General features: G+C 67.3%; 18 protein-coding genes. 9 read left to right on the forward strand and 9 right to left on the reverse strand.

Annotated elements, in window-relative coordinates; all coding sequences use genetic code 11:
• The first annotated feature begins 32 nt into the window (after nucleotides 1–32).
• Nucleotides 33–959 (forward strand): EamA family transporter RarD, encoded by a 927-nt coding sequence (gene rarD / locus DWG20_RS05875; protein WP_115432936.1) that lies wholly within the window; start codon nucleotides 33–35, stop codon nucleotides 957–959.
• A gap of 80 nt (nucleotides 960–1,039) precedes the next feature.
• Here rarD and DWG20_RS05880 read toward each other — a convergent pair whose 3' ends face one another.
• Together DWG20_RS05880 and DWG20_RS05885 are read right to left on the reverse strand one after the other, a co-directional pair.
• Complete coding sequence (locus DWG20_RS05880) at nucleotides 1,040–1,441, reverse strand: YkvA family protein (RefSeq protein ID WP_115434742.1); 402 nt, start codon at nucleotides 1,439–1,441, stop codon at nucleotides 1,040–1,042.
• Between the two features lie 25 nt (nucleotides 1,442–1,466).
• Nucleotides 1,467–2,258 (reverse strand): inositol monophosphatase family protein, encoded by a 792-nt coding sequence (locus tag DWG20_RS05885; protein WP_115432937.1) that lies wholly within the window; start codon nucleotides 2,256–2,258, stop codon nucleotides 1,467–1,469.
• A 124-nt stretch (nucleotides 2,259–2,382) separates the two neighbouring features.
• Here DWG20_RS05885 and DWG20_RS05890 point away from each other — a divergent pair, with 124 nt between their 5' ends.
• Nucleotides 2,383–3,108 (forward strand): 16S rRNA (uracil(1498)-N(3))-methyltransferase, encoded by a 726-nt coding sequence (locus tag DWG20_RS05890; protein ID WP_115432938.1) that lies wholly within the window; start codon nucleotides 2,383–2,385, stop codon nucleotides 3,106–3,108.
• 77 nt (nucleotides 3,109–3,185) lie between these two features.
• On the opposite strand, the gene DWG20_RS05895 is transcribed toward DWG20_RS05890, so the two are convergent.
• Both DWG20_RS05895 and DWG20_RS05900 read right to left on the reverse strand, forming a co-directional pair.
• Nucleotides 3,186–3,752 carry a CpXC domain-containing protein gene (locus DWG20_RS05895; RefSeq protein ID WP_115432939.1) on the reverse strand — a complete coding sequence of 189 codons (567 nt, stop codon included), beginning with the start codon at nucleotides 3,750–3,752 and terminating at the stop codon, nucleotides 3,186–3,188.
• A 111-nt stretch (nucleotides 3,753–3,863) separates the two neighbouring features.
• Entirely contained in the window at nucleotides 3,864–4,430 is a 567-nt protein-coding gene (locus tag DWG20_RS05900) for an RBBP9/YdeN family alpha/beta hydrolase (protein ID WP_115432940.1), read from the reverse strand.
• Between the two features lie 207 nt (nucleotides 4,431–4,637).
• Between DWG20_RS05900 and DWG20_RS05905 the strand changes: the two genes are divergently transcribed.
• On the forward strand, nucleotides 4,638–5,642 hold the full coding sequence (locus tag DWG20_RS05905; RefSeq protein WP_115432941.1) for a sulfate ABC transporter substrate-binding protein: 1,005 nt from the start codon (nucleotides 4,638–4,640) through the stop codon (nucleotides 5,640–5,642).
• A gap of 105 nt (nucleotides 5,643–5,747) precedes the next feature.
• On the opposite strand, the gene ggt is transcribed toward DWG20_RS05905, so the two are convergent.
• Nucleotides 5,748–7,508 (reverse strand): gamma-glutamyltransferase, encoded by a 1,761-nt coding sequence (gene ggt, locus DWG20_RS05910; RefSeq protein WP_115432942.1) that lies wholly within the window; start codon nucleotides 7,506–7,508, stop codon nucleotides 5,748–5,750.
• Nucleotides 7,509–7,719: 211 nt separating this feature from the next.
• Between ggt and hutC the strand changes: the two genes are divergently transcribed.
• The 6 genes from hutC to DWG20_RS05940 all read left to right on the forward strand — a co-directional run bounded on the left by hutC (nucleotide 7,720) and on the right by DWG20_RS05940 (nucleotide 15,808).
• Entirely contained in the window at nucleotides 7,720–8,427 is a 708-nt protein-coding gene (hutC, locus tag DWG20_RS05915; RefSeq protein WP_115432943.1) for a histidine utilization transcriptional repressor HutC, read from the forward strand.
• Between the two features lie 383 nt (nucleotides 8,428–8,810).
• Nucleotides 8,811–10,055, forward strand: coding sequence for an imidazolonepropionase (hutI, locus tag DWG20_RS05920; protein WP_115432944.1), 1,245 nt, complete (start codon nucleotides 8,811–8,813; stop codon nucleotides 10,053–10,055).
• Nucleotide 10,056: 1 nt separating this feature from the next.
• Nucleotides 10,057–10,992, forward strand: a complete 936-nt coding sequence (gene hutG, locus DWG20_RS05925) for a formimidoylglutamase (protein WP_115432945.1) — start codon at nucleotides 10,057–10,059, stop codon at nucleotides 10,990–10,992.
• Between the two features lie 21 nt (nucleotides 10,993–11,013).
• Nucleotides 11,014–12,684, forward strand: coding sequence for a urocanate hydratase (gene hutU, locus DWG20_RS05930; protein ID WP_115432946.1), 1,671 nt, complete (start codon nucleotides 11,014–11,016; stop codon nucleotides 12,682–12,684).
• Between the two features lie 129 nt (nucleotides 12,685–12,813).
• Nucleotides 12,814–14,355, forward strand: coding sequence for a histidine ammonia-lyase (gene hutH / locus DWG20_RS05935; RefSeq protein ID WP_115432947.1), 1,542 nt, complete (start codon nucleotides 12,814–12,816; stop codon nucleotides 14,353–14,355).
• Between the two features lie 136 nt (nucleotides 14,356–14,491).
• Entirely contained in the window at nucleotides 14,492–15,808 is a 1,317-nt protein-coding gene (locus tag DWG20_RS05940; RefSeq protein WP_115432948.1) for a glycosyltransferase family A protein, read from the forward strand.
• 76 nt (nucleotides 15,809–15,884) lie between these two features.
• Here the strand turns inward: DWG20_RS05940 and DWG20_RS05945 are convergent, their stop codons facing one another.
• From DWG20_RS05945 to DWG20_RS05960, 4 genes are all read right to left on the reverse strand, one after another.
• Nucleotides 15,885–16,538, reverse strand: coding sequence for an META and DUF4377 domain-containing protein (locus DWG20_RS05945; protein WP_181880980.1), 654 nt, complete (start codon nucleotides 16,536–16,538; stop codon nucleotides 15,885–15,887).
• 71 nt (nucleotides 16,539–16,609) lie between these two features.
• Nucleotides 16,610–17,377 (reverse strand): sulfite exporter TauE/SafE family protein, encoded by a 768-nt coding sequence (locus DWG20_RS05950; protein ID WP_115432950.1) that lies wholly within the window; start codon nucleotides 17,375–17,377, stop codon nucleotides 16,610–16,612.
• A 186-nt stretch (nucleotides 17,378–17,563) separates the two neighbouring features.
• Nucleotides 17,564–18,934: an NAD(P)(+) transhydrogenase (Re/Si-specific) subunit beta gene (locus DWG20_RS05955; protein WP_115432951.1), complete on the reverse strand. Its 1,371-nt coding sequence runs from the start codon at nucleotides 18,932–18,934 to the stop codon at nucleotides 17,564–17,566.
• A gap of 9 nt (nucleotides 18,935–18,943) precedes the next feature.
• Nucleotides 18,944–19,237, reverse strand: a complete 294-nt coding sequence (locus DWG20_RS05960) for a proton-translocating transhydrogenase family protein (protein WP_115432952.1) — start codon at nucleotides 19,235–19,237, stop codon at nucleotides 18,944–18,946.
• Nucleotides 19,238–19,240: the final 3 nt, after the last annotated feature.

Below are 19,240 nucleotides of genomic sequence, written 5' to 3' on the forward strand. Positions count from 1 at the left end.
GTCACGGTGTAAATCATCTGGCCGTGCCCTCCATGTCTTCCGCTCATCCGCATCACCAAGAAACAGTGCGCGGCGTCGGCTTCGCGCTCGGCGCCTACCTGTGCTGGGGGCTGTTTCCGCTGTACTGGAAGCCGCTTTCGAGCATCGCGCCGCTCGAGATCCTGTTCCACCGCATCGTCTGGTCGGCGCTGCTCTTGACCGGCCTCTTGGTCTACCTGCGCACGCACCGCGTGGTGCTGCGCGCCTTCACCCAGCCGCGCGTGCTGCTGCTCTTCACCGCGTCGTCGCTATGCCTGTCGGCCAACTGGCTGACCTATATCTGGGCGGTCAACCACGACCATGTGGTCGAGGCGAGCCTCGGCTACTACATCAACCCGCTGATGAACGTCGTCCTCGGCGCGCTGTTCCTCAACGAGCGGCTGACGAGGGTGCAGAAGGCGGCGATCGCGCTGGCCGCCGCCGGCGTCGCGTGGCTGTCGTTCGGCGTCGGGCAGGTGCCGTGGATCGCGCTCTTGCTCGCGGTCAGCTTCGCGCTGTACGGCTTGTTGAGAAAGACGGCCAAGCTCGCGTCGCTCGAGGGCCTGGCGCTGGAGACCTTCCTGTTGATGCCATGGGCGCTGATCGGCCTTGGCTGGCTCGCAAAGCGCGGCGAAGCGGGGATCTTGCACAGCGATCCTCTCGTGACCGTGCTGCTGGTCGGCGCCGGTTTCGTCACCACCGTGCCGCTCTTGTTCTTCGCCGGCGCCGCGCGGCGGCTGAAGCTCGCGACGCTCGGCGTGATCCAGTACCTGTCGCCGACCTTGCAGTTCCTACTCGGCGTGTGGCTGTACCACGAACCGCTCGGCGCCGAGCGGCTGGCTGGTTTCGCGATGATCTGGTGCGCGCTGGCCTTGTACAGCGTCGCCGGCTGGCGCGACTACAAGCGCGGGCAGGCGAGGCTGACGGGCAAGGCGGCTTGACCCGCTGAATAAAAAAGCTCGGCCAACCTTCAAGGTTGGCCGAGCTTTTCCATCCTGTATCTACATATCGGCTGGGCTGCTTATCGGAGGCCGCGCGTAGGCAAGAACGCCTGATAGGCCCACACGGCGCACAGTGCCGCCAACGCGACCCAGATGAGAATAATGACTGTTGCCGCAGCACGGCTTACGGGTTTGCCATTGAACATGGCTTCCCGCGCTTGTTCCCGGCACTCGGCCCAAACCAGGGGTGGAACCATCCGGATGGCCACGGCAATGCCGATCGGGATCAGGACAAGGTCGTCGAGATAGCCCAGAACCGGCACGAAATCCGGGATGAGATCGATGGGGCTGAACGCATAGGCCACAATGGCGGCGACCAGCAGTTTCGCGTACCACGAAGTTTCCGGATGACGCGCAGCAAGATATAAGGCAAAGGTTTCCGCCTTCAGGCTACGCGCACATTGTTTGAGGTCTTCGAGCATTCGCAATGGCAACGAGTGCATGCCCCTATTGGTTGTTGCGCACCCAGCGCCGCCACTGCTCGAACAGGTCCTTGTCCTGCGCCGCGAGCACCGAGCGCTGCCAGATCGGCCCCGCCCAGAAGTCGTCCTCGTTCAGGCAGGCGAGGCCGCCGCCGGCTTCCTCGAGGATGACCGCGCCGGCGGCGTAGTCCCACAGCTTCTGCCCGCCGTGCACGTACAGGTCGTAGCGGCCGGCGGCGAGGTAGCACCAGTCCAGCGTCGACGCGCCCATATTGCGCTGGCTCGAGAACGGCGCGACCGACAGCAGCCGGCTCGCGAGCTTGCCCGAGCGCAGGTATTTGAGGTCGACCGCGGCGATCGCGTCGCCCATCGGGTTGGGCGCCTTCTTCAGCGGCAGCGCGATGCCGTTCAGGTGCGCGCCGTGGCCGCGCTCGGCGTAGAACATCTCGTCGGTGGCCGGGTTGTAGACGACGCCGACCACGCCGCGGCCTTCGACGATCAGCGCGACCGAGATCGCGAAGTAGGGCAGGCCGTTGACGAAGTTGGTCGTGCCGTCGATCGGGTCGACCACCCACAAGCCGTCGCGGTTCGCGTCCCACAGCGCCTGCTGTTCTTCAGGCGTCATCTCCTCGCCGAGCACCGGGTGCGGCAGCACCGTCGGCAGCAGCCGGGTCAACGCCGCCTGGCTGGCGAGGTCGGCCTCGGTGAACAGGCTGCCGTCGTCCTTGCGGTTCTTGCCGACGCGCAAGAAGCGCGGCATCACTTCGGTCTGGGCGACTTCGCGCACCACGCGGATCACCTGGTCGACCACCTGCATCCCCAATCTCCTTGTCTGTCGTTGCGGCCGAGCGGGCGGGTGGCCCGCAGCGTGCAGAGCGGTTGTTACACGAAGGGTAAACACCGCAAAATAACGTCATTGCCCCCGAGATTCAATACTGACGATGCCACGCTTTTTTGTCGACGCCGCGCTCGTGCCCGGCGCGCCTTTCGAATTGCCCGAACCGGTACTGCGCCACGTGCAGGTATTGCGACTGAAGGAGGGCGACGCGCTGACGCTGTTCGACGGCCGCGGCGGCGAGGTCGCCGCGACGCTGTCGTCGCTGGAAAAACGCCGCGCGACGGTGACGCTCGGCCAACATCGGGCGCTCGAGCGCGAATCCAGGCTGACGATCGGTCTGGTGCAGGCGGTGTCGAGCGGCGAGAAGATGGATTTCACGCTGCAGAAGGGCGTCGAGCTCGGCGTGTCGTTCTTCCAGCCGGTGCTGTCCGAGCGTTCGGTGGTGCGGCTGTCGGGCGATCGCGCCGACAAGCGCGTCGCGCGCTGGCAGGACATCGTCGTCTCGGCGTGCGAGCAGTCGGGCCGCAACCGCATCCCCGAGGTGAGGCCGCTGATCACTTACGACGAATGGCTCAAGCAGGCGCCGCCCGACGCGGCTCGTCTGATGCTGTCGCCGTTGGGCACGCAGAAGCTGTCGACCTTGGCCGAGGCGCCTAGCCGCGCGTGGCTGTTGGCCGGGCCGGAAGGCGGGCTGACGGCGAAGGAGGAAGCCGCCGCGATGGCGGCCGGCTGGCAGCCGCTGAAGCTCGGCGAGCGCATCCTGCGCACCGAGACCGCCGCGCTCGCCGCAGTGGCGGCGCTGCAGACCTTGTGGGGCGACTTCGCCTGAGCGGGCTTCCGCCTCGCCCGATAAAAAACGCCGCCGCTTGCGTGTTTCTGCAAGCGGCGGCGTTCTTCTTGTGGATATCAGGCCGGCTCGGCCGACAGCGCGTAGACGAAGTGGCTGCGCACCAGGATCTCGTTGTCGGCGCACTGCAGCGGCAGGCCCGGCTGCGCGACGCGCTCGAAGGAATAGCGCTGGCCTTGCCATTCGCACGCCTCGGGGATGGCCTCGCCCTGGAAGCGGCCGACGATGGCGTCGGCGAAGCTCAGCTCGGCGTCGGCGATCGAGGCGACCACCGGCGCGGCGGGCTCTTCGCCGGTCTGCCATTCGGGCTCGGGCGGGACGAGGGTCACGCCGCGGCGCGCGTTGCTCTTCATCCACAGCTTGTACAGCCACATCGGCAGCCGCACGCGGTGCACGCGCTTGTCGGCGGTGATCGCGCACGCGACGCCGAAACGGTGGCCGCAGTGCGGGCAGGCGGCGTGCGCGGCGAGGAACAGCTTCTGGTCGAGCATCAGCATCTTCCCTTCCATGTCGCGCGCCTCGACCGTCTGGCTGCAGCGCGGGCAGGGTTTGGCGAAGCGGCGGATCTGCGTGCCGTTGGCGAAGCGCTGCGGCAGCAGGCGGGAGAGGCGGTCGTTTCGGGTCATGCGGGCGCGGCTCTAGAGGTGACGAGCCGCCATTATAGCGTCCGCCGTCGCGGCGGCGGTGCCGCGATGGTTAAGGGCGGTACGGGGGGCGCCCCGTTTTGCGTCCGGCGTTCAGGCGGCGATGCGGCGGTGGCGGCCGGCGAGCCAGTCGTCGACCCGCGCCAGCCCGTCCGGCCACGGCCCGTAGCCGGAGTCCGGGTTGATATGGCCGGCGCCTTGCAGCCAGACGAGCTCGCTGCCCCATAGCTCGGCCAAGCTTTGCGCGCAGTCGGCGCGGCAGTAGGGGTCGTCGTCGCTGGCGATCAAGAGCGATGGGAAGGGCAGCGCTTCGCGCGGGATCGGGCCGAAGCCGGCGATCTCGGGCGGCACCGCCGCGCGTTCGACGTCGGCCGGCGCGACGATGATGGCGGCGGCGACGCGGTGCGGGTGACGGCGCGCGTAGTGGGCGAGCGCGATGCAGCCGAGGCTGTGCGCGATCACCAGCGCCGGCTCGCCGGCCGCATCGAGCGCGGTGTCGAGGCCGCACAGCCAGTCGTCGAGCTGCGGCGCGTGCCAGTCGCGGTTCTCGACGCGCGTGGCGGACAGCGCGGCCTGCCAATGGCTCTGCCAGTGCTCCGGACCGGAGTTTTTCCAGCCGGGCTGGACGACGACCGGGAAGGGGGGACGGCGCAAGCTCATGGCGCGCTCCTGGTGCGATGACGACCCCGCAAGCTTAGCGATGTCTGATAGGTTCTAAAAGAATAAAAATAGATTTTTTAAGATCTATAAGGCCTATTGGCGAGTGTGGCTTTTGTTATTAGAGAATTATTTTTTATTCTTTTGAGCGCTATTCGGCGTGCGTTTAGACTGGCTCCCATTCAAACCCGAACGCTCTGGAGCCCCGTCATGAACGCACCGCTGAAACGTCTCTCGTGGGTGGCGATCGCCGCCCTGTTCGCCACCGGCGTAGAAGCCGCCACGCTGACCAACGTGTCATACGACCCGACGCGTGAACTGTATCAGGACGTGAACAAGGCCTTCGCCGCCGACTGGAAAAAGCAGACCGGCGAAGAGGTGAGCTTCAAGCAGTCGCACGGCGGCTCGGGCAAGCAGGCGCGTTCGATCATCGACGGGCTGGAGGCCGACGTCGCGACGCTGGCGCTCGGCTACGACATCGACGCGCTGGCCGACCACGGCCTGTTGCCGAAGAAATGGGAAGCGCGCCTGCCGAACAACAGCGCGCCGTACACGTCGACCATCGTGTTCCTGGTGCGCAAGGGCAACCCGAAGGCTATCCGCGACTGGGGCGACCTGGTGAAGCCGGGCGTTCAGGTGATCACGCCGAATCCAAAGACCTCGGGCGGCGCGCGCTGGAACTACCTGGCGGCGTGGGGCTACGCGCTGAAGAAGAACAACGGCGATGAGGCTAGGGCACGCGCCTTCGTGGCGCAGCTGTTCAAGCACGTGCCGGTGCTCGATACCGGCGCGCGCGGCGCGACGCTGACCTTCACCAAGCGCGGCATCGGTGACGTGCTCCTGTCGTGGGAAAACGAGGCGGTGCTGGCGGTCAAGGAGCTGGGCCCGGACCAGTTCGATATCGTCGCGCCGTCGGTCTCGATCCTGGCCGAGCCGTCGGTCGCGGTGATCGACAAGAACGTCGACAAGCACGGCACCCGCAAGGTGGCCGAAGCCTACCTGAAGTACCTGTACACGCCGAAGGCGCAGGAGATCGCCGCGCAGAACTACTACCGTCCGCGTGACCCTAAGGTCGCCGCCAAGTACGCGAAGCAGTTCCCGAAGGTGAACCTGTTCACCATCAAGCAGGTGTTCGGCAACTGGCGCGTCGCCCAGACCAAGCACTTCATCGACGGCGGCGTGTTCGACCAGATCCAGGCGGCGAACGGCAAGTAAGCGCCGGTTCCCAAGCTGGATCACAACGTTGGCCGAGCTCCCTTGCGGGGGCTCGGCCAACGTTTTTGTTGCAGGCGAATCCGGCAGTCCAGGCCGAGTCGCCGCTCAGAAACCGGCGGTGGCACCGTCCGGGTTGCGCGGATCGGAATAGCCGTACAGGCCGTCGTCACGCACCTGGATGGTCTGGGTACGGCCCATGGTCGGCTTCTCCGCCACCTGGTAGCCCTGCTTCTTCAGGATCTGCAGCGTATCCGGGCTCAGGCCCTTTTCCACGCGCAGCTCGTCCGGCAGCCACTGGTGATGCACGCGCGGCGTGGACGCCGCTTCGGCCGCGTTCATGCCGAAGTCGACGGCGTTGACGATGGTCTGCAGCGTGGTGGTGATGATGCGCGCGCCGCCCGGGCTGCCCGTCACCAGCCACGGCTTGCCGTTCTTCAGCACCAGCGTCGGCGACATCGACGACAGCGGCCGCTTGCCCGGCTGGATGGCGTTGGCCTCGCCGCCGATCAGGCCGTAAGCATTGGGCACGCCCGGCTTGGCGGAGAAGTCGTCCATCTCGTCGTTGAGCAGGATGCCGGTGCCACGGGCCACGATGCCGCTGCCGAAGTTGAGGTTGAGCGTGTAGGTGACGGCCACCGCGTTGCCCTTGCCGTCGACGATGGAATAGTGCGTGGTCTGGTCGCTTTCGTACGGCTGCGGCTTGCCCGGCTTGATCGCCGCCGCCGGCAGCACCTTGACCGGGTCGATCTTCTGCGCCAGCTCGTCGGCGTATTTCTTCGAGGTCAGCCCCCTGACCGGCACCTTGACGAAGCCCGGATCGCCCAGATACTCGGCGCGGTCGGCGTAGGCCAGCTTCATAGCCTCGGCCAGGTAGTGGATGGTTTGCGCGCTGTTCAAACCGTATTGGGACAGCGGGTAGCGCTCCAGCATGTTGAGGATCTGGATGATGTGGACGCCGCCCGAGCTCGGCGGCGGCATCGACACGACCTTGTAGCCGCGATACTCGCCGCTCACCGGCGCGCGCTCGGCGATCTTATAGTTCTTCAGGTCGTCCTTGCCGATCAGGCCGCCGTGCCGCGCCATCTCGGCGACGATCTTGTCGCCGATCTCGCCCTGGTAGAACACCTTGGCGCCGTGCCGGGCGATCAGCCGCAGCGACCTGGCCAGGTCCTTCTGCACCAGCCGTTCACCCGCTTTCAGCGGGCGGCCATCCTTGAAGAACACCGCGCGGGTGCTGTCCCACCTGCCGAGGTTGTCCTTCTCCACGTCCATCATCTGCGCCAGAGTCGGGCTGACGACGACGCCCTGTTCGGCCAGCTTGATCGCCGGCGCGATCACGTCGGCCAGCTTCATCGTGCCCCAGCGCTTGAGCGCATGCTCCATGCCGGCCACCGTGCCCGGCACGCCGACGGCGAGATGGGTATAGAGCGAACGGCCTTCGGCCACATTGCCCTTGTCGTCCAGATACATGTCGCGCGAGGCCTTGGCCGGGGCGATCTCCCGGAAGTCCAGCGCGACGTCCTGGCCGGTCTTGGCGTCGTGCAGCATCATGAAGCCGCCGCCGCCGAGGTTGCCGGCGTTGGGCAGCACCACCGCCAGCGCAAAGCCGACCGCCACCGCGGCATCCACGGCGTTGCCGCCGCGCTTGAGCATCTCCACGCCGATGCGGGTGGCCAGCTCCTGCTCGGCCGCCACCATGCCGTTCTTGGCATAGACCGGGTGGAAAATATCCTGATCGTAGTCGTATTTGACGACCGGGGCGGCGACCGGTGCCTCGGCCAGCGAGAGCGTCGGGTTCAGCGCCAGGGCGAAGCTCAGGGTCAACGCGTTCAGCGAGAAAGGGCGGCGGGAAACGATGGGTGGCATGCAGGGCTCCTTGTTCTAACGACGTAGCCGAAGCGTCAGACCGTCCGATGCGGCCTGACGGCGAGTCTGAAGACTCGCTAATGAATTATTTTTAAGCCAAAAAAGCGTTTATTACATAATCATTCGACGTATTCTGCGATCAGGCTCTAAGCTGCCGTCGCCGACGCGAATCGGCTACCATCGGGGCATCGTCCCTCCCGCCCCGCCGACCGTGACCGCTACCCCGCGCTACCAGCAGATCAAGGACTCCATCGTCGACGGCATCCGCGACGGCCGCTTCCCGCCGGGCAGCCGCATCCCGTCCGAGCTCGACCTCGCCGCGTCCTTCGGCGTGTCGCGCATGACGGTGAACAAGGCGATCCGCGACCTGGCCGAGGCCGGCCTCGTCAACCGCATCGCCGGCAGCGGCACCTTCGTCGCCGAGGCCAAGGCGGTGTCGCCCTTGCTCGACATCAACAACATCGCCGAGGAAATCCGCGCGCGCGGCCACACGCACAGCGCCGAGGTGCTGGCCATCGGTCGCGTGCCGGCCAGCGACGCGGTCGCGGTGCCGCTCGGCGTACGGCTCGGCGACGCGGTCGGCCACACGCTGATCGTGCACTTCGAGAACGGCGTGCCGATCCAGCTCGAGGACCGCTACGTGAACCTCGCGTGGGCGCCCGACTACCTGGCGCAGGACTTCACCCGCATCACCCCCAACCAGTACCTGATGGAAGCGTGCCCGCTGACCGACATCGAGCACACCGTCGAGGCGGTGCTGGCCGGACCGGCCGAGCAGGCCGCGCTCGACATCGCCGCCGCCGAGCCTTGCATCCTGGTGCACCGGCGCACCTGGTCGGGGCCGCATCTGGTCAGCTTCGCGCGGCTGTGGCACCCGGGCAGCCGCTACAAGCTGCGCTCGCAGACCCACGTGCGCTGAGGCCTCGGCCAACCTTTTCTCTTACGGCTACCGCCTCCCGCATCGGCCCCGCGCGTCCGGCATCGACGCGCGGGGCGCGTCCACCTTTCCTTCCCGACCCCGCCGTCCACCGGCCTGACCTCGCCTTCGCGCGCCTTGCCGGCCCGAACTGCCGCCTCGGCTGTCGCCGCCACGGCCGGGTTGTCGCTTGCGCGCAACAAATGTATATACAATTTATGAGGCACTGAACCCCACGCCGGGCCGGCCTCAGGCAGGCTTATACACAATATGGATAGCCGATAATCGCCTTGCTGCAAGGGTAATCCCCTTGCGCCGCGACACCGTCACGCCTTGACGCACGTCCGTGTTCTGCTTGAATGTATATACATATTGAGGAGGCAGCCATGACCCCGACCCCCGACACCGACCGCAGCCTGTGGCGCAACGCGCGCCTCGCCACCCTCGACCCCGATATCGACGCGCCCTACGGCGCGCTCGAGCGCCACGCGCTGGTCGTCGAGGACGGCCGCATCGTCGCCGTGCTGCCCGAGGCCGGTGTCGATGTCGCCGGGTTCGACGGCAAGGTGGTCGACCTTAACGGCCGCTGGGTGACGCCCGGCTTCGTCGACTGCCACACCCACCTGGTATACGGCGGCAGCCGCGCCGAAGAGTGGGAAATGCGCCAGCGGGGCGCGACTTATCAACAGATCGCCGCGGCCGGCGGCGGCATCGCGTCGACGGTGCGCGCGACGCGCGCACTGACCGAACAGCAACTGGTCGACGCGGCGCTGCCGCGGCTGAAGGCGCTGGTGCGCGAGGGCGTGACCTGTATCGAGGTGAAGTCGGGCTACGGCCTGTCGCTCGACGACGAACTGAAGCAGCTACGCGCCGCGCACCGGCTGGCGCACGCGTTGCCTATAGAGGTCGCGCCGACCTTGCTCGCCGCGCACGCGGTGCCGCCCGAATACGCCGGCCGCGCCGACGACTACATCGATTACGTGATCGACACCATCCTGCCGGCGGCGGCCGGGCAAGGGTTGGCCGAGGCGGCAGACGTGTTCTGCGAGAGCGTCGGTTTTTCTATTGAGCAGACGCGCCGCGTGTTCGAGGCGGCGCGCGCGCACGGCCTCAGGGTGAAGGGCCATGTCGAGCAGCTGTCGAACCAGCACGGCGCGGCGCTGGTCGCCGAGTTCGGCGGCCTGTCGGCCGACCATGTCGAATACCTGGACGACGCCGGCGTCGCGGCGCTGGCCGAGGCCGGCACCGTCGCGGTGCTGCTGCCCGGCGCCTTCTACTTCCTCGGCGAGACGCGCAAGCCGCCTATAGACGCGTTGCGCCAGGCCGGGGTGCCGATGGCGGTCGCGACCGATCTCAACCCCGGCACCAGCCCGTTCGCCAGCATCAGATTGGCGATGAACCAGGCGTGCGTGCTGTTCAACCTGACCCCCGAGGAGGCGCTCGCCGGCGTCACCCGCCACGCGGCGCGCGCGCTCGGTCGCGGCGACACGCACGGCCGGCTGTGTGCAGGTTATGTCGCCGATTTCCTCGTCTGGGACGTCGACCATCCGGCCGAGCTCGCCTACGCGCTCGGCACCAACCCGCTGGCGCTGCGCGTATTCCGCGGCGTGGCGCAACACATCGAGCATTGAGATGAACGAAATCGACATGAGCGTCTGGACCGGACGCACCGACGCCGCCGAGGGCGAACACGCGACCCGCTGGCACCAGCGAGTACAGCCGGCCTCGGCCGACCTTAAGCCCGGCATCGCGCTGGTCGGCTTCGCCTGCGACGAGGGCGTGCGCCGCAACCAGGGCCGCGTCGGCGCGGTGGAGGCACCGGCGGTGTTGCGAAAGGCGCTCGCCAACCTCGCCTGGCACCAGAGCACGCCGGTCTACGACGCCGGCGACGTCGCCTGTGATGACGGCGAGCTCGACGCCGCGCAGAAGAAGCTCGGCCAAGGTGTCGCCGACTTGATCGCCGCCGGCCACGTCCCCTTGGTGCTCGGCGGCGGCCACGAGACGGCGTTCGGCACTTTCCAAGGCTTGGCCGAGGCGTATCCCGACAAGACGATCGGCATCGTGAATCTGGACGCGCACTTCGACCTGCGCGACGCCGCCGAGGCGAGCTCCGGCACGCCGTTCAAGCAGATCGCCGACCTGTGCCAAGCCCGTGGCCGTGCCTTCCGCTACCTGTGCTGGGGCGTCGCCGCGCCGTCGAACACCCAGGCGCTGTTCGCGCGCGCCGAGGCACTGAAGGTTCAGTGGCGGGCCGACACCGCGATGACCGAGGCGCAACTGCCTGAAAGGTTGGCCGAGCTCGAGTCCTTCGTCGCGTCGGTCGACCTCGTCTATCTGACCATCGACCTCGACGTGCTGCCGGCGGCGCAGATGCCGGCGGTCAGCGCGCCGGCGGCGTTCGGCGTGCCGCTGTCGGTGGTCGAGGCCATCGCGGCGCGCTTGGCGGCAAGTGGCAGGCTCGCCGCCGCCGACCTCGTCGAGTTCAACCCCCGTTTCGACCAGGACAGCCACGGCGCCAAGGGCGCCGCGCGTCTGGCCTGGAGCATCGCTAAAAACTGGCAACGATAAGTTTGCAGAAGGAGACCCCCCATGTCCGACCCGCGTTTCGACCCGACCCGCGTGATCCGCGCGCCGCGCGGCACCGACCTCGCCTGCAAGAGCTGGCTGACCGAAGCCGCCTACCGCATGCTGCAGAACAACCTCGACCCCGAGGTCGCCGAGCACCCGCAGTCGCTCGTCGTCTACGGCGGCATCGGCCGCGCCGCGCGCAACTGGGAATGCTTCGACAAGATCCTCGAGGTGCTCAAGCGCCTCGAGGACGACGAGACGCTCTTGGTGCAGTCCGGCAAGCCGGTCGGCGTGTTCAAGACCCACGCCGACGCGCCGCGCGTGCTGATCGCCAACTCGAACCTGGTGCCGCACTGGGCCAACTGGGAGCACTTCAACGAGCTCGATAAGAAGGGCCTGATGATGTACGGCCAGATGACGGCCGGTTCGTGGATCTACATCGGTAGCCAGGGCATCGTGCAGGGCACCTACGAGACCTTCTTCGCCGTCGCCAGCCAGCATTTCGGCGGCCAGCCGCGCGGCCGCTGGATCCTTACCGGCGGCCTCGGCGGCATGGGCGGCGCGCAGCCCTTGGCCGCGACCATGGCCGGCTTTTCCATGATCGCCGTCGAATGCGACGAGACGCGCATCGACTTCAGGCTCAAGACCCGCTACGTCGACCGCAAGGCGACCACGCTCGACGAGGCGCTCGCCATCGTCGAGGACGCCAAACAGTCGGGCAAGGCGGTGTCGGTAGGCCTGCTCGGCAACGCCGCCGACGTCTTCGCCGAACTGGTCGCGCGCGGCATCACGCCGGACGTGGTCACCGACCAGACCAGCGCGCACGACCCGGTCAACGGCTACCTGCCGCAGGGCTGGACCATGGACCAGTGGCGCGCCGCCCGTCAGGACGACCCGCAGGCTATCGTGCTGCCGGCCAAGCAGTCGATGGCCCGCCAGGTCGAGGCGATGCTTGCGCTGCAGGACCGCGGCGCGGCGACGCTCGACTACGGCAACAACATCCGCCAGATGGCGCTGGAAATGGGCGTAAAGAACGCGTTCGACTTCCCGGGCTTCGTGCCGGCCTACGTGCGCCCGCTGTTCTGCGAGGGCATCGGCCCGTTCCGCTGGGTGGCGCTGTCCGGCGACCCGGAGGACATCTACAAGACCGACCAGAAGGTCAAGGAGCTGATCCCTCATGACGCGCACCTGCACAACTGGCTCGACATGGCGCGCGAGCGCATCGCCTTCCAGGGCCTGCCGGCGCGCATCTGCTGGGTCGGCCTGAAGGACCGCGCGCGCCTCGGCGCCGCCTTCAACGAGATGGTGAAGAACGGCGAGCTGAAGGCGCCGATCGTCATCGGCCGCGACCACCTCGACTCCGGCTCGGTCGCCAGCCCCAACCGCGAGACCGAGGCGATGCTCGACGGCTCGGACGCGGTGTCCGACTGGCCGCTGCTGAACGCCTTGCTCAACACCGCCGGCGGCGCGACCTGGGTCAGCCTGCACCACGGCGGCGGCGTCGGCATGGGCTTTTCCCAGCACTCGGGCGTGGTCATCGTCTGCGACGGCAGCATTGATGCGGCGAAGCGCGTCGGCCGCGTGCTGCGCAACGACCCGGGCACCGGCGTGATGCGCCACGCCGACGCCGGCTACGAGATCGCCAAGACCTGCGCGAAGGAACAGGGCCTCGACCTGCCGATGCTGAAGTAAGCGTACGGCTCGGCCAACGTTGGCCGAGCCCGGCCCTACAATGACGGTGTGGCGCGACATCCGCCCACCGTCCGAAACAACACCGGCCGCGCCCACGAGGCGAGGCCCGCAAAGAAAAGAGACCACCGCATGAACACCGTGCTCATCCTCACCCCCGGCCAGCTGAGCCTCGCCGACCTGCGCCTGATCAGCCGCGAACCCGCGCTGACGATCGCGCTGAACCCCGACTGCCACGCCGGCATCGACGCCGCCGCCGCGACCGTCGCGCGCGTGATCGAAGAAGACCGCGTCGTCTACGGCATCAACACCGGCTTCGGCCTGTTGGCCAACACGCGCATCGCACCGGCCGAGCTGGAGCTCTTGCAAAAGAGCATCGTGCTGTCGCACGCCGCCGGCATCGGCCAGCCGATGGCGCCGGCCACCGTGCGGCTGATGCTGGCGCTGAAGATCAACTCGCTCGCGCGCGGCCACTCCGGCGTGCGCCGCAGCCTGATCGACGCGCTGATCACGCTGTTCAACCGCGACATCCTGCCGGTGGTGCCCGAGAAGGGCTCGGTCGGCGCGTCGGGCGACCTCGCGCCGCTCGCGCACATGAGCGCGGTGCTGATCGGCGAGGGCGAGGCCTTCGTCGACGGCAAGCGCGTGCACGGCCGTGAGGCGATGGCCGCCGCCGGTCTCGAGCCGATCACGCTGGCGCCGAAGGAGGGCCTGGCGCTGTTGAACGGCACGCAGGCCAGCACCGCCTTGGCGCTCGAAGGCCTGTTCGCCGCCGAAGACCTGTACGCCGCGGCGAGCGTCGCCGGCTCGCTGTCGGTAGAGGCGGCGCTCGGCAGCCGCCGCCCGTTCGATGCGCGCATCCACGCGGTGCGCGGCCATAAGGGCCAGATCGACGCGGCGCGCGTCTACCGCCACCTGCTCGATACCACGAGCGAGATCGCCGGCTCGCACCAGGCCTGCGGCAAGGTGCAGGACCCGTATTCGCTGCGCTGCCAGCCGCAGGTGATGGGCGCGTGCCTGACGCAGATCCGCCAGGCGGCCGAGGTGCTCGAGGTCGAAGCCAACGCGGTGTCGGACAACCCGCTGGTGTTCTCGGAAGACGACGACATCCTCTCCGGCGGCAACTTCCACGCCGAGCCGGTCGCCTTCGCCGCCGACGGGCTGGCGCTGGCGATCGCCGAGATCGGCGCGCTGGCCGAACGCCGCCTCGCGCTGTTGATCGACAGCGAGATGAGCAAGCTGCCGCCGTTCCTCGTCAACAACGGCGGCGTGAACTCGGGCTTCATGATCGCGCAGGTGACCGCGGCGGCCTTGGCGTCCGAGAACAAGACCTTCGCGCACCCGGCATCGGTGGACAGCCTGCCGACCTCGGCCAACCAGGAGGACCACGTGTCGATGGCGACCTTCGCCGCAAGGCGTCTGCGCGACATGGCCGGCAACACCGGCGGCATCCTCGCGGTGGAACTGTTGGCCGCGTGCCAGGGCGTCGACTTCCGCGCGCCGCTGAAGGCGTCGGACAAGCTGGAAGAAGCGAAGGCGCGGCTGCGCGAGAAGGTGCCGTTCTACGACAAGGACCGCTACTTCGCGCCGGACATCGAGGCAGCGCTGGGTCTCGTGCAGCAGGCGGCGTTCAACGACCTCTTGCCGGACGAGGTGCTGCCGTCGCTGGTGTGATTCGTTTGACTCAAGAGGCCCGGCCGGCCCCGTGTGGGTCGGCCGGGCCTTTTCATGGCTAAACGGCGTGTCGACCACACCGCCGGCAGTCTCTAGAATGGGCGGGTTTGAGCTTCTTTAACTACCGGATATTCCTATGACCGCCTCAGTACCCCGCGTCGTACACCTTCTGTCTGCCGAACCGGCAGGCCGCCACGCCCTCGGCGACGCCGTCTGCCGCGAACGGGGCATCGAACAGCGGGTGCTGCGTTGCGAGCCGGTGCGCGGCCGGGTGTTCGATCTGTTGGCGGCGAGCTGGAGCGACGCGCCGTTCAGCGTCGTTCACGTGCACGACGACAGGCTGCACTTTCTCGCCGCGCTGTGGCGGCTCGTCAACCGCAAGCCGTTCAGCATCGTGCGCAGCTGGTACGCACCGACCGCGGTCGGCAGCGGCTGGTTAAAGAACTGGCAGTTCCGCAACAAGACCGACGTCAACCTCGTCGCCGACGAGCCGCTGCGTAAACACTTCGCCGACGGCGACCGCGCGGTCTGGCTGCCCAACATCTACCGGCTCGACTACCTTGGCCAACCCTTGGAAGAATCGCTCGCCGACTGCTACCGGATGCTGAGCGGCCACATCCCGGGCCGCGCCAGTCACGAGCATATCCGGCTGACCTATATCACCCACTTCTACTGCAACCAGAAGTCGATCGACAGCGTCACCGACCTACTCGAGCTCTACGCCGGCTACAGCGAGGAAGTCCGCCAGCGCGTGCAGTTCGTGATCGTAGACGACGGCTCGCCTATCGAGTACGAGATTCCCGACGTCCCGCTGAACCTCACGTGGATCAAGATCGACGAGGACATCCGCTGGAACCAGGGTGGCGCGCGCAACGTCGGCGTCGTCTACGCGAAGTCGGACAACGTTCTCGTCACCGACCTCGACCACCGTTTCCCCGAGGAGAGCCTCAAGGCGCTGTGCGAGCGGCCACCCTGCGGCAAGCGGCTTTACAAGGTGTGGCGCAAGGACGGCCAGGGTAACTGGGAGAAGGCGCACCCGAACATCTTCTTCCTGTCGCGCGGCCGCTTCTTCGAGCGCCATGGCTACGACGAGGAGTTCACCGGCCGTTACGGCGCCGAGGACGTGCGCTTCGTCAAATACCACAAGGCGACCGGCACCTGGCAGCGCTATCTGCCCAAGACCATCTGGTGCCAGGACCGCGTCGAGATCGACCGTTCGAAGAGCTACCACAGCCTGACGCGCGACCTGAGCGGCAATACCCCGGTCGACGCGCGCAAGACGCTCGAACTCAAGTACCACGGCCACGGCGCCGGCCACAGCCGCAGCTTCCTGAACTTCACCTGGACCATCGCGTGCGACCGCCGGCTCGATGCGCCGGCGGAACCGTTGCCGGTCGACATCGCGTGGAAATGGGGCACGGTGTTGCGTCAGATCCTGCCGCGCGGCTACTGAGCAGGCCTCGGCCGGCCGAGCTTTGATCAAGAAAAAAACCCGCCGTTCGGCGGGTTTTTTGTCGGCTGAAACCGGATCAGTTCAGCTTCTCGGTCTTTTCCTGCATCACGATGCGTTCGAGCACCACGCGACGGTTCGGCGCGTCGGCCGGCGGGTTGGCTATAGGGATCACGCGCACCTTCAGCGTGTACTGGACGCCCGGCTGCGGCGTGAAGCCCTCGATGCCGCCGTAGAAATGCTGCCAGTCGCCGCTGTCCGACTCGCGCACCTGCAGGCACTGCATCTTGGCGACGCCCGAGCACGGCGCGGTGAACGGCGCGACGGTAATGTATTTGCTGGTCTCCTCGACCTGGCCTGTCGGCTGCACGGCCTTCACGCGTTTGAACTCGTAGCGGGTGCTGCCGGCGACGAGCGCGAGCTTCGTCGCGCGGCCGTCGGGGACCAGCCGCGGCCGGGCTTCGAGCAGCTTGAAGAAATCGGTCTCGACCCGCATCGCGGCCGGCGCGCATAGCATGCGCGTCGCGGCGACCAGCGACTTGCCGTCCTTGTGCGTCCACATATAGCGGTTGCAGCCGCCGAAGCCGGTCGCCTTGCCGGCGTCGAAACGCAGCGTCGGCGGGTTCTCGGCGCGCGGGCTTTCCAGCTGCCACTCGGTGCCGATCAGGTTCGGGAAGGCGAAGGCCGGCGCGGCGGCGCAGGCGGCGACAAGGGCGATCAGACGGTGTTTCATTGGCATCCTTTCTGCAGGGTTGATCCTAGTACGTCAGCATGGACGCCCCCCGAGTTCCCGGCAAGTCCGGATCAGGCCAGCAACAGGTCGGCGCCGAACTTGCCGATCAGCACGACCGACAGGATCAGGAACAGCACGCGGATCAGCTTCACGCCGCCGTGGATCGCGAGGCGAGCGCCGACCAGGCCGCCGGCCATATTGCACGCGGCCATCGGCAGCGCCGCCCACCACAGGATGTGGCCGGCAGGGATGAAGAAGGCGAGCGACGCGAGGTTGGTCGCGAGGTTGACGATCTTGGCCGAGGCTGCCGCGTGCAGGAAGTCGAAGGCGAAGCAGCGGATGAACAGGAAGGCGAGGAAGCTGCCGGTGCCCGGGCCGAACAGGCCGTCGTAGAAGCCGATCGCCGCGCCGAGGCCGGCCGCCATCCAGCGCTCGCGGCGGGTGACGGCTTTCGGCTTGTGCAGATGGCCGAAGTCCTTCTTCATGAAGGTGTAGCCGGCCATCGCGATCAGGAGCGCGAGGATGGCCGGTTTGAGGGCCTCTTTCGGGATCAGGCTGACCGCGGTCGCGCCGACGAAGGCGAAGGCGAACGCACAGGCGGCCGCCGGCAGCACCAGCGCCCACGGCAGGCGCACGCGGCGCACGAACTGGCGGCTGGCGATCGCGGTGCCGCAGATCGACGAGAACTTGTTGGTGCCGAACACGGTAGCCGGCACGGTCGTCTGCGGCAGCACGTTGAACAGGCCGGGGATCTGGATCAGGCCGCCGCCGCCGACGGCGGCGTCGATCAGACCGGAGACGAAGGCGATGACGCCGAGCAGGGCGAGGGTCTCGGTCACGGGAGGGACTTTCACGAGGGAAAGTGACCCAGTTTACTATTTTTGCCGGCGGTTCGAAGTCGGGGACTTTCCTAATGCGGACGGCATTCTTGTCTTGAAGGCTCGGCGGGGGTTGGCCGGCGTCCGGAATGAAAAACGCCGCCCCGGAGGGCGGCGTGCTTGGGAGACCGGGAAGCTTGGCCGAGCTCAGTGCTCGACCGCCTTCACCAGGCCTTCGACGACCTTCTTCGCGTCGCCGAACACCATCATGGTCTTGTCCATGTAGAACAGCTCGTTGTCGAGACCGGCGTAGCCGGCGTTCATCGAACGCTTGACGACGATGGTGGTGCGCGCCTTGTACGCCTCGAGGATAGGCATGCCGTAGATCGGGCTCTGCTTGTCCTTCTGCGCGGCCGGGTTGACCACGTCGTTGGCGCCGATCACCAGCACGACGTCGGTGTTCGAGAAGTCGGAGTTGATCTCTTCCATCTCGAGCACCTGGTCGTACGGCACCTCGGCCTCGGCCAGCAGCACGTTCATGTGGCCCGGCATGCGGCCGGCGACCGGGTGGATCGCGTAGCGCACGTTGACGCCCTTCTCGGTCAGGATCTCGGCGAATTCCTGCAGCGCGTGCTGCGCGCGCGACACCGCCAGACCGTAGCCCGGCACGATGATCACCGAGTCGGCGTTGCCCATCAGGAAGGCCGCGTCTTCGGCCGAGCCCGACTTGTAGCTCTTCGGGCCCGACGCCGCGGCGCCGCCGGTGGCCGCCTCGGCGCCGAAGCCGCCGAGCAGCACGCTGACGATAGAGCGGTTCATCGCCTTGCACATGATGTACGACAGGATCGCGCCCGACGCGCCGACGCAGGCGCCGGCGATGATCAGCACCGGGTTGTTCAGCGTGAAGCCGATGCCGGCGGCCGCCCAGCCCGAGTACGAGTTCAGCATCGACACCACCACCGGCATGTCGGCGCCGCCGATCGGGATGATCAGCGTGACGCCGAGCACCAGCGCGACCGCGCACATCGCCAGGAAGGCGGCGTGGCTGTCGGTGGCGAAGTAGACGACGCCGAAGCCGACCATGGCGATCGCCAGCAGCAGGTTCAACAGGTGCTGGCCGCCGAAGCTGACGGCCTTGGCGCCGAACTTGCCCGACAGCTTGCCGAAGGCGACGACCGACGCGGTGAAGGTGATCGCGCCGATGAAGGCGCCGATGAACAGCTCGACCTTCTGCACCGGGGTATGCTCGACGCCGGTGTGGAACACCGCGGCGACGGCGATCAGCACCGCGGACAGACCGACCAGCGAGTGCATCGCGGCGACCAGTTCCGGCATGCCGGTCATCTCGACCGTCTTGGCGCGCCAGGTGCCGATCGCGCCGCCGGCGGCGATCGCGCCGACGATCATCGCGTACACCGGCTTGTCCATCACCGCGAAGGTGGTGACGATGGCGATCAGCATGCCGATCATGCCGTAGGTGTTGCCCTTGCGCGCCGATACCGGCGACGACAGGCCCTTGAGCGACAGCACGAACAGCACCGCCGCGACAAGGTAGAGGATTGCGGAAACGTTCTGCATCGCGGCTCCTTATTTCTTCTTCTTGAACATCTCGAGCATGCGCTGGGTCACCAGGAAGCCGCCGAAGATGTTGATGCTGGCAAGGAAAATGCCGATGGTGCCGAGCACGGAGGTCACCGACAGCGTCTGCCCCTGGATGTCGACCACCTGCAGCATCGCGCCGACCACGATGATGCCCGAGATGGCGTTGGTCACCGCCATCAGCGGGGTGTGCAGCGCCGGGGTCACGTTCCATACCACGTGGTAGCCGACGAACACCGCCAGGACGAAAATGGTGAAGCTGACGATAAACGGATCAGTCATGGG

This window comes from Crenobacter cavernae (assembly GCF_003355495.1).
GTDB lineage: Bacteria > Pseudomonadota > Gammaproteobacteria > Burkholderiales > Chromobacteriaceae > Crenobacter > Crenobacter cavernae.

Excerpts from the sequence above, each read along its gene's own strand:
- rarD (WP_115432936.1), top strand. The coding sequence starts at position 33 with ATGTCTTCCGCTCATCCGCATCACCAAGAAACAGTGCGCGGCGTCGGC.
- DWG20_RS05880 (WP_115434742.1), bottom strand. The coding sequence starts at position 1,441 with ATGCTCGAAGACCTCAAACAATGTGCGCGTAGCCTGAAGGCGGAAACC.
- DWG20_RS05885 (WP_115432937.1), bottom strand. The coding sequence starts at position 2,258 with ATGCAGGTGGTCGACCAGGTGATCCGCGTGGTGCGCGAAGTCGCCCAG.
- DWG20_RS05890 (WP_115432938.1), top strand. The coding sequence starts at position 2,383 with ATGCCACGCTTTTTTGTCGACGCCGCGCTCGTGCCCGGCGCGCCTTTC.
- DWG20_RS05895 (WP_115432939.1), bottom strand. The coding sequence starts at position 3,752 with ATGACCCGAAACGACCGCCTCTCCCGCCTGCTGCCGCAGCGCTTCGCC.
- DWG20_RS05900 (WP_115432940.1), bottom strand. The coding sequence starts at position 4,430 with ATGAGCTTGCGCCGTCCCCCCTTCCCGGTCGTCGTCCAGCCCGGCTGG.
- DWG20_RS05905 (WP_115432941.1), top strand. The coding sequence starts at position 4,638 with ATGAACGCACCGCTGAAACGTCTCTCGTGGGTGGCGATCGCCGCCCTG.
- ggt (WP_115432942.1), bottom strand. The coding sequence starts at position 7,508 with ATGCCACCCATCGTTTCCCGCCGCCCTTTCTCGCTGAACGCGTTGACC.
- hutI (WP_115432944.1), top strand. The coding sequence starts at position 8,811 with ATGACCCCGACCCCCGACACCGACCGCAGCCTGTGGCGCAACGCGCGC.
- hutG (WP_115432945.1), top strand. The coding sequence starts at position 10,057 with ATGAACGAAATCGACATGAGCGTCTGGACCGGACGCACCGACGCCGCC.
- hutU (WP_115432946.1), top strand. The coding sequence starts at position 11,014 with ATGTCCGACCCGCGTTTCGACCCGACCCGCGTGATCCGCGCGCCGCGC.
- hutH (WP_115432947.1), top strand. The coding sequence starts at position 12,814 with ATGAACACCGTGCTCATCCTCACCCCCGGCCAGCTGAGCCTCGCCGAC.
- DWG20_RS05940 (WP_115432948.1), top strand. The coding sequence starts at position 14,492 with ATGACCGCCTCAGTACCCCGCGTCGTACACCTTCTGTCTGCCGAACCG.
- DWG20_RS05945 (WP_181880980.1), bottom strand. The coding sequence starts at position 16,538 with ATGAAACACCGTCTGATCGCCCTTGTCGCCGCCTGCGCCGCCGCGCCG.
- DWG20_RS05955 (WP_115432951.1), bottom strand. The coding sequence starts at position 18,934 with ATGCAGAACGTTTCCGCAATCCTCTACCTTGTCGCGGCGGTGCTGTTC.
- DWG20_RS05960 (WP_115432952.1), bottom strand. The coding sequence starts at position 19,237 with ATGACTGATCCGTTTATCGTCAGCTTCACCATTTTCGTCCTGGCGGTG.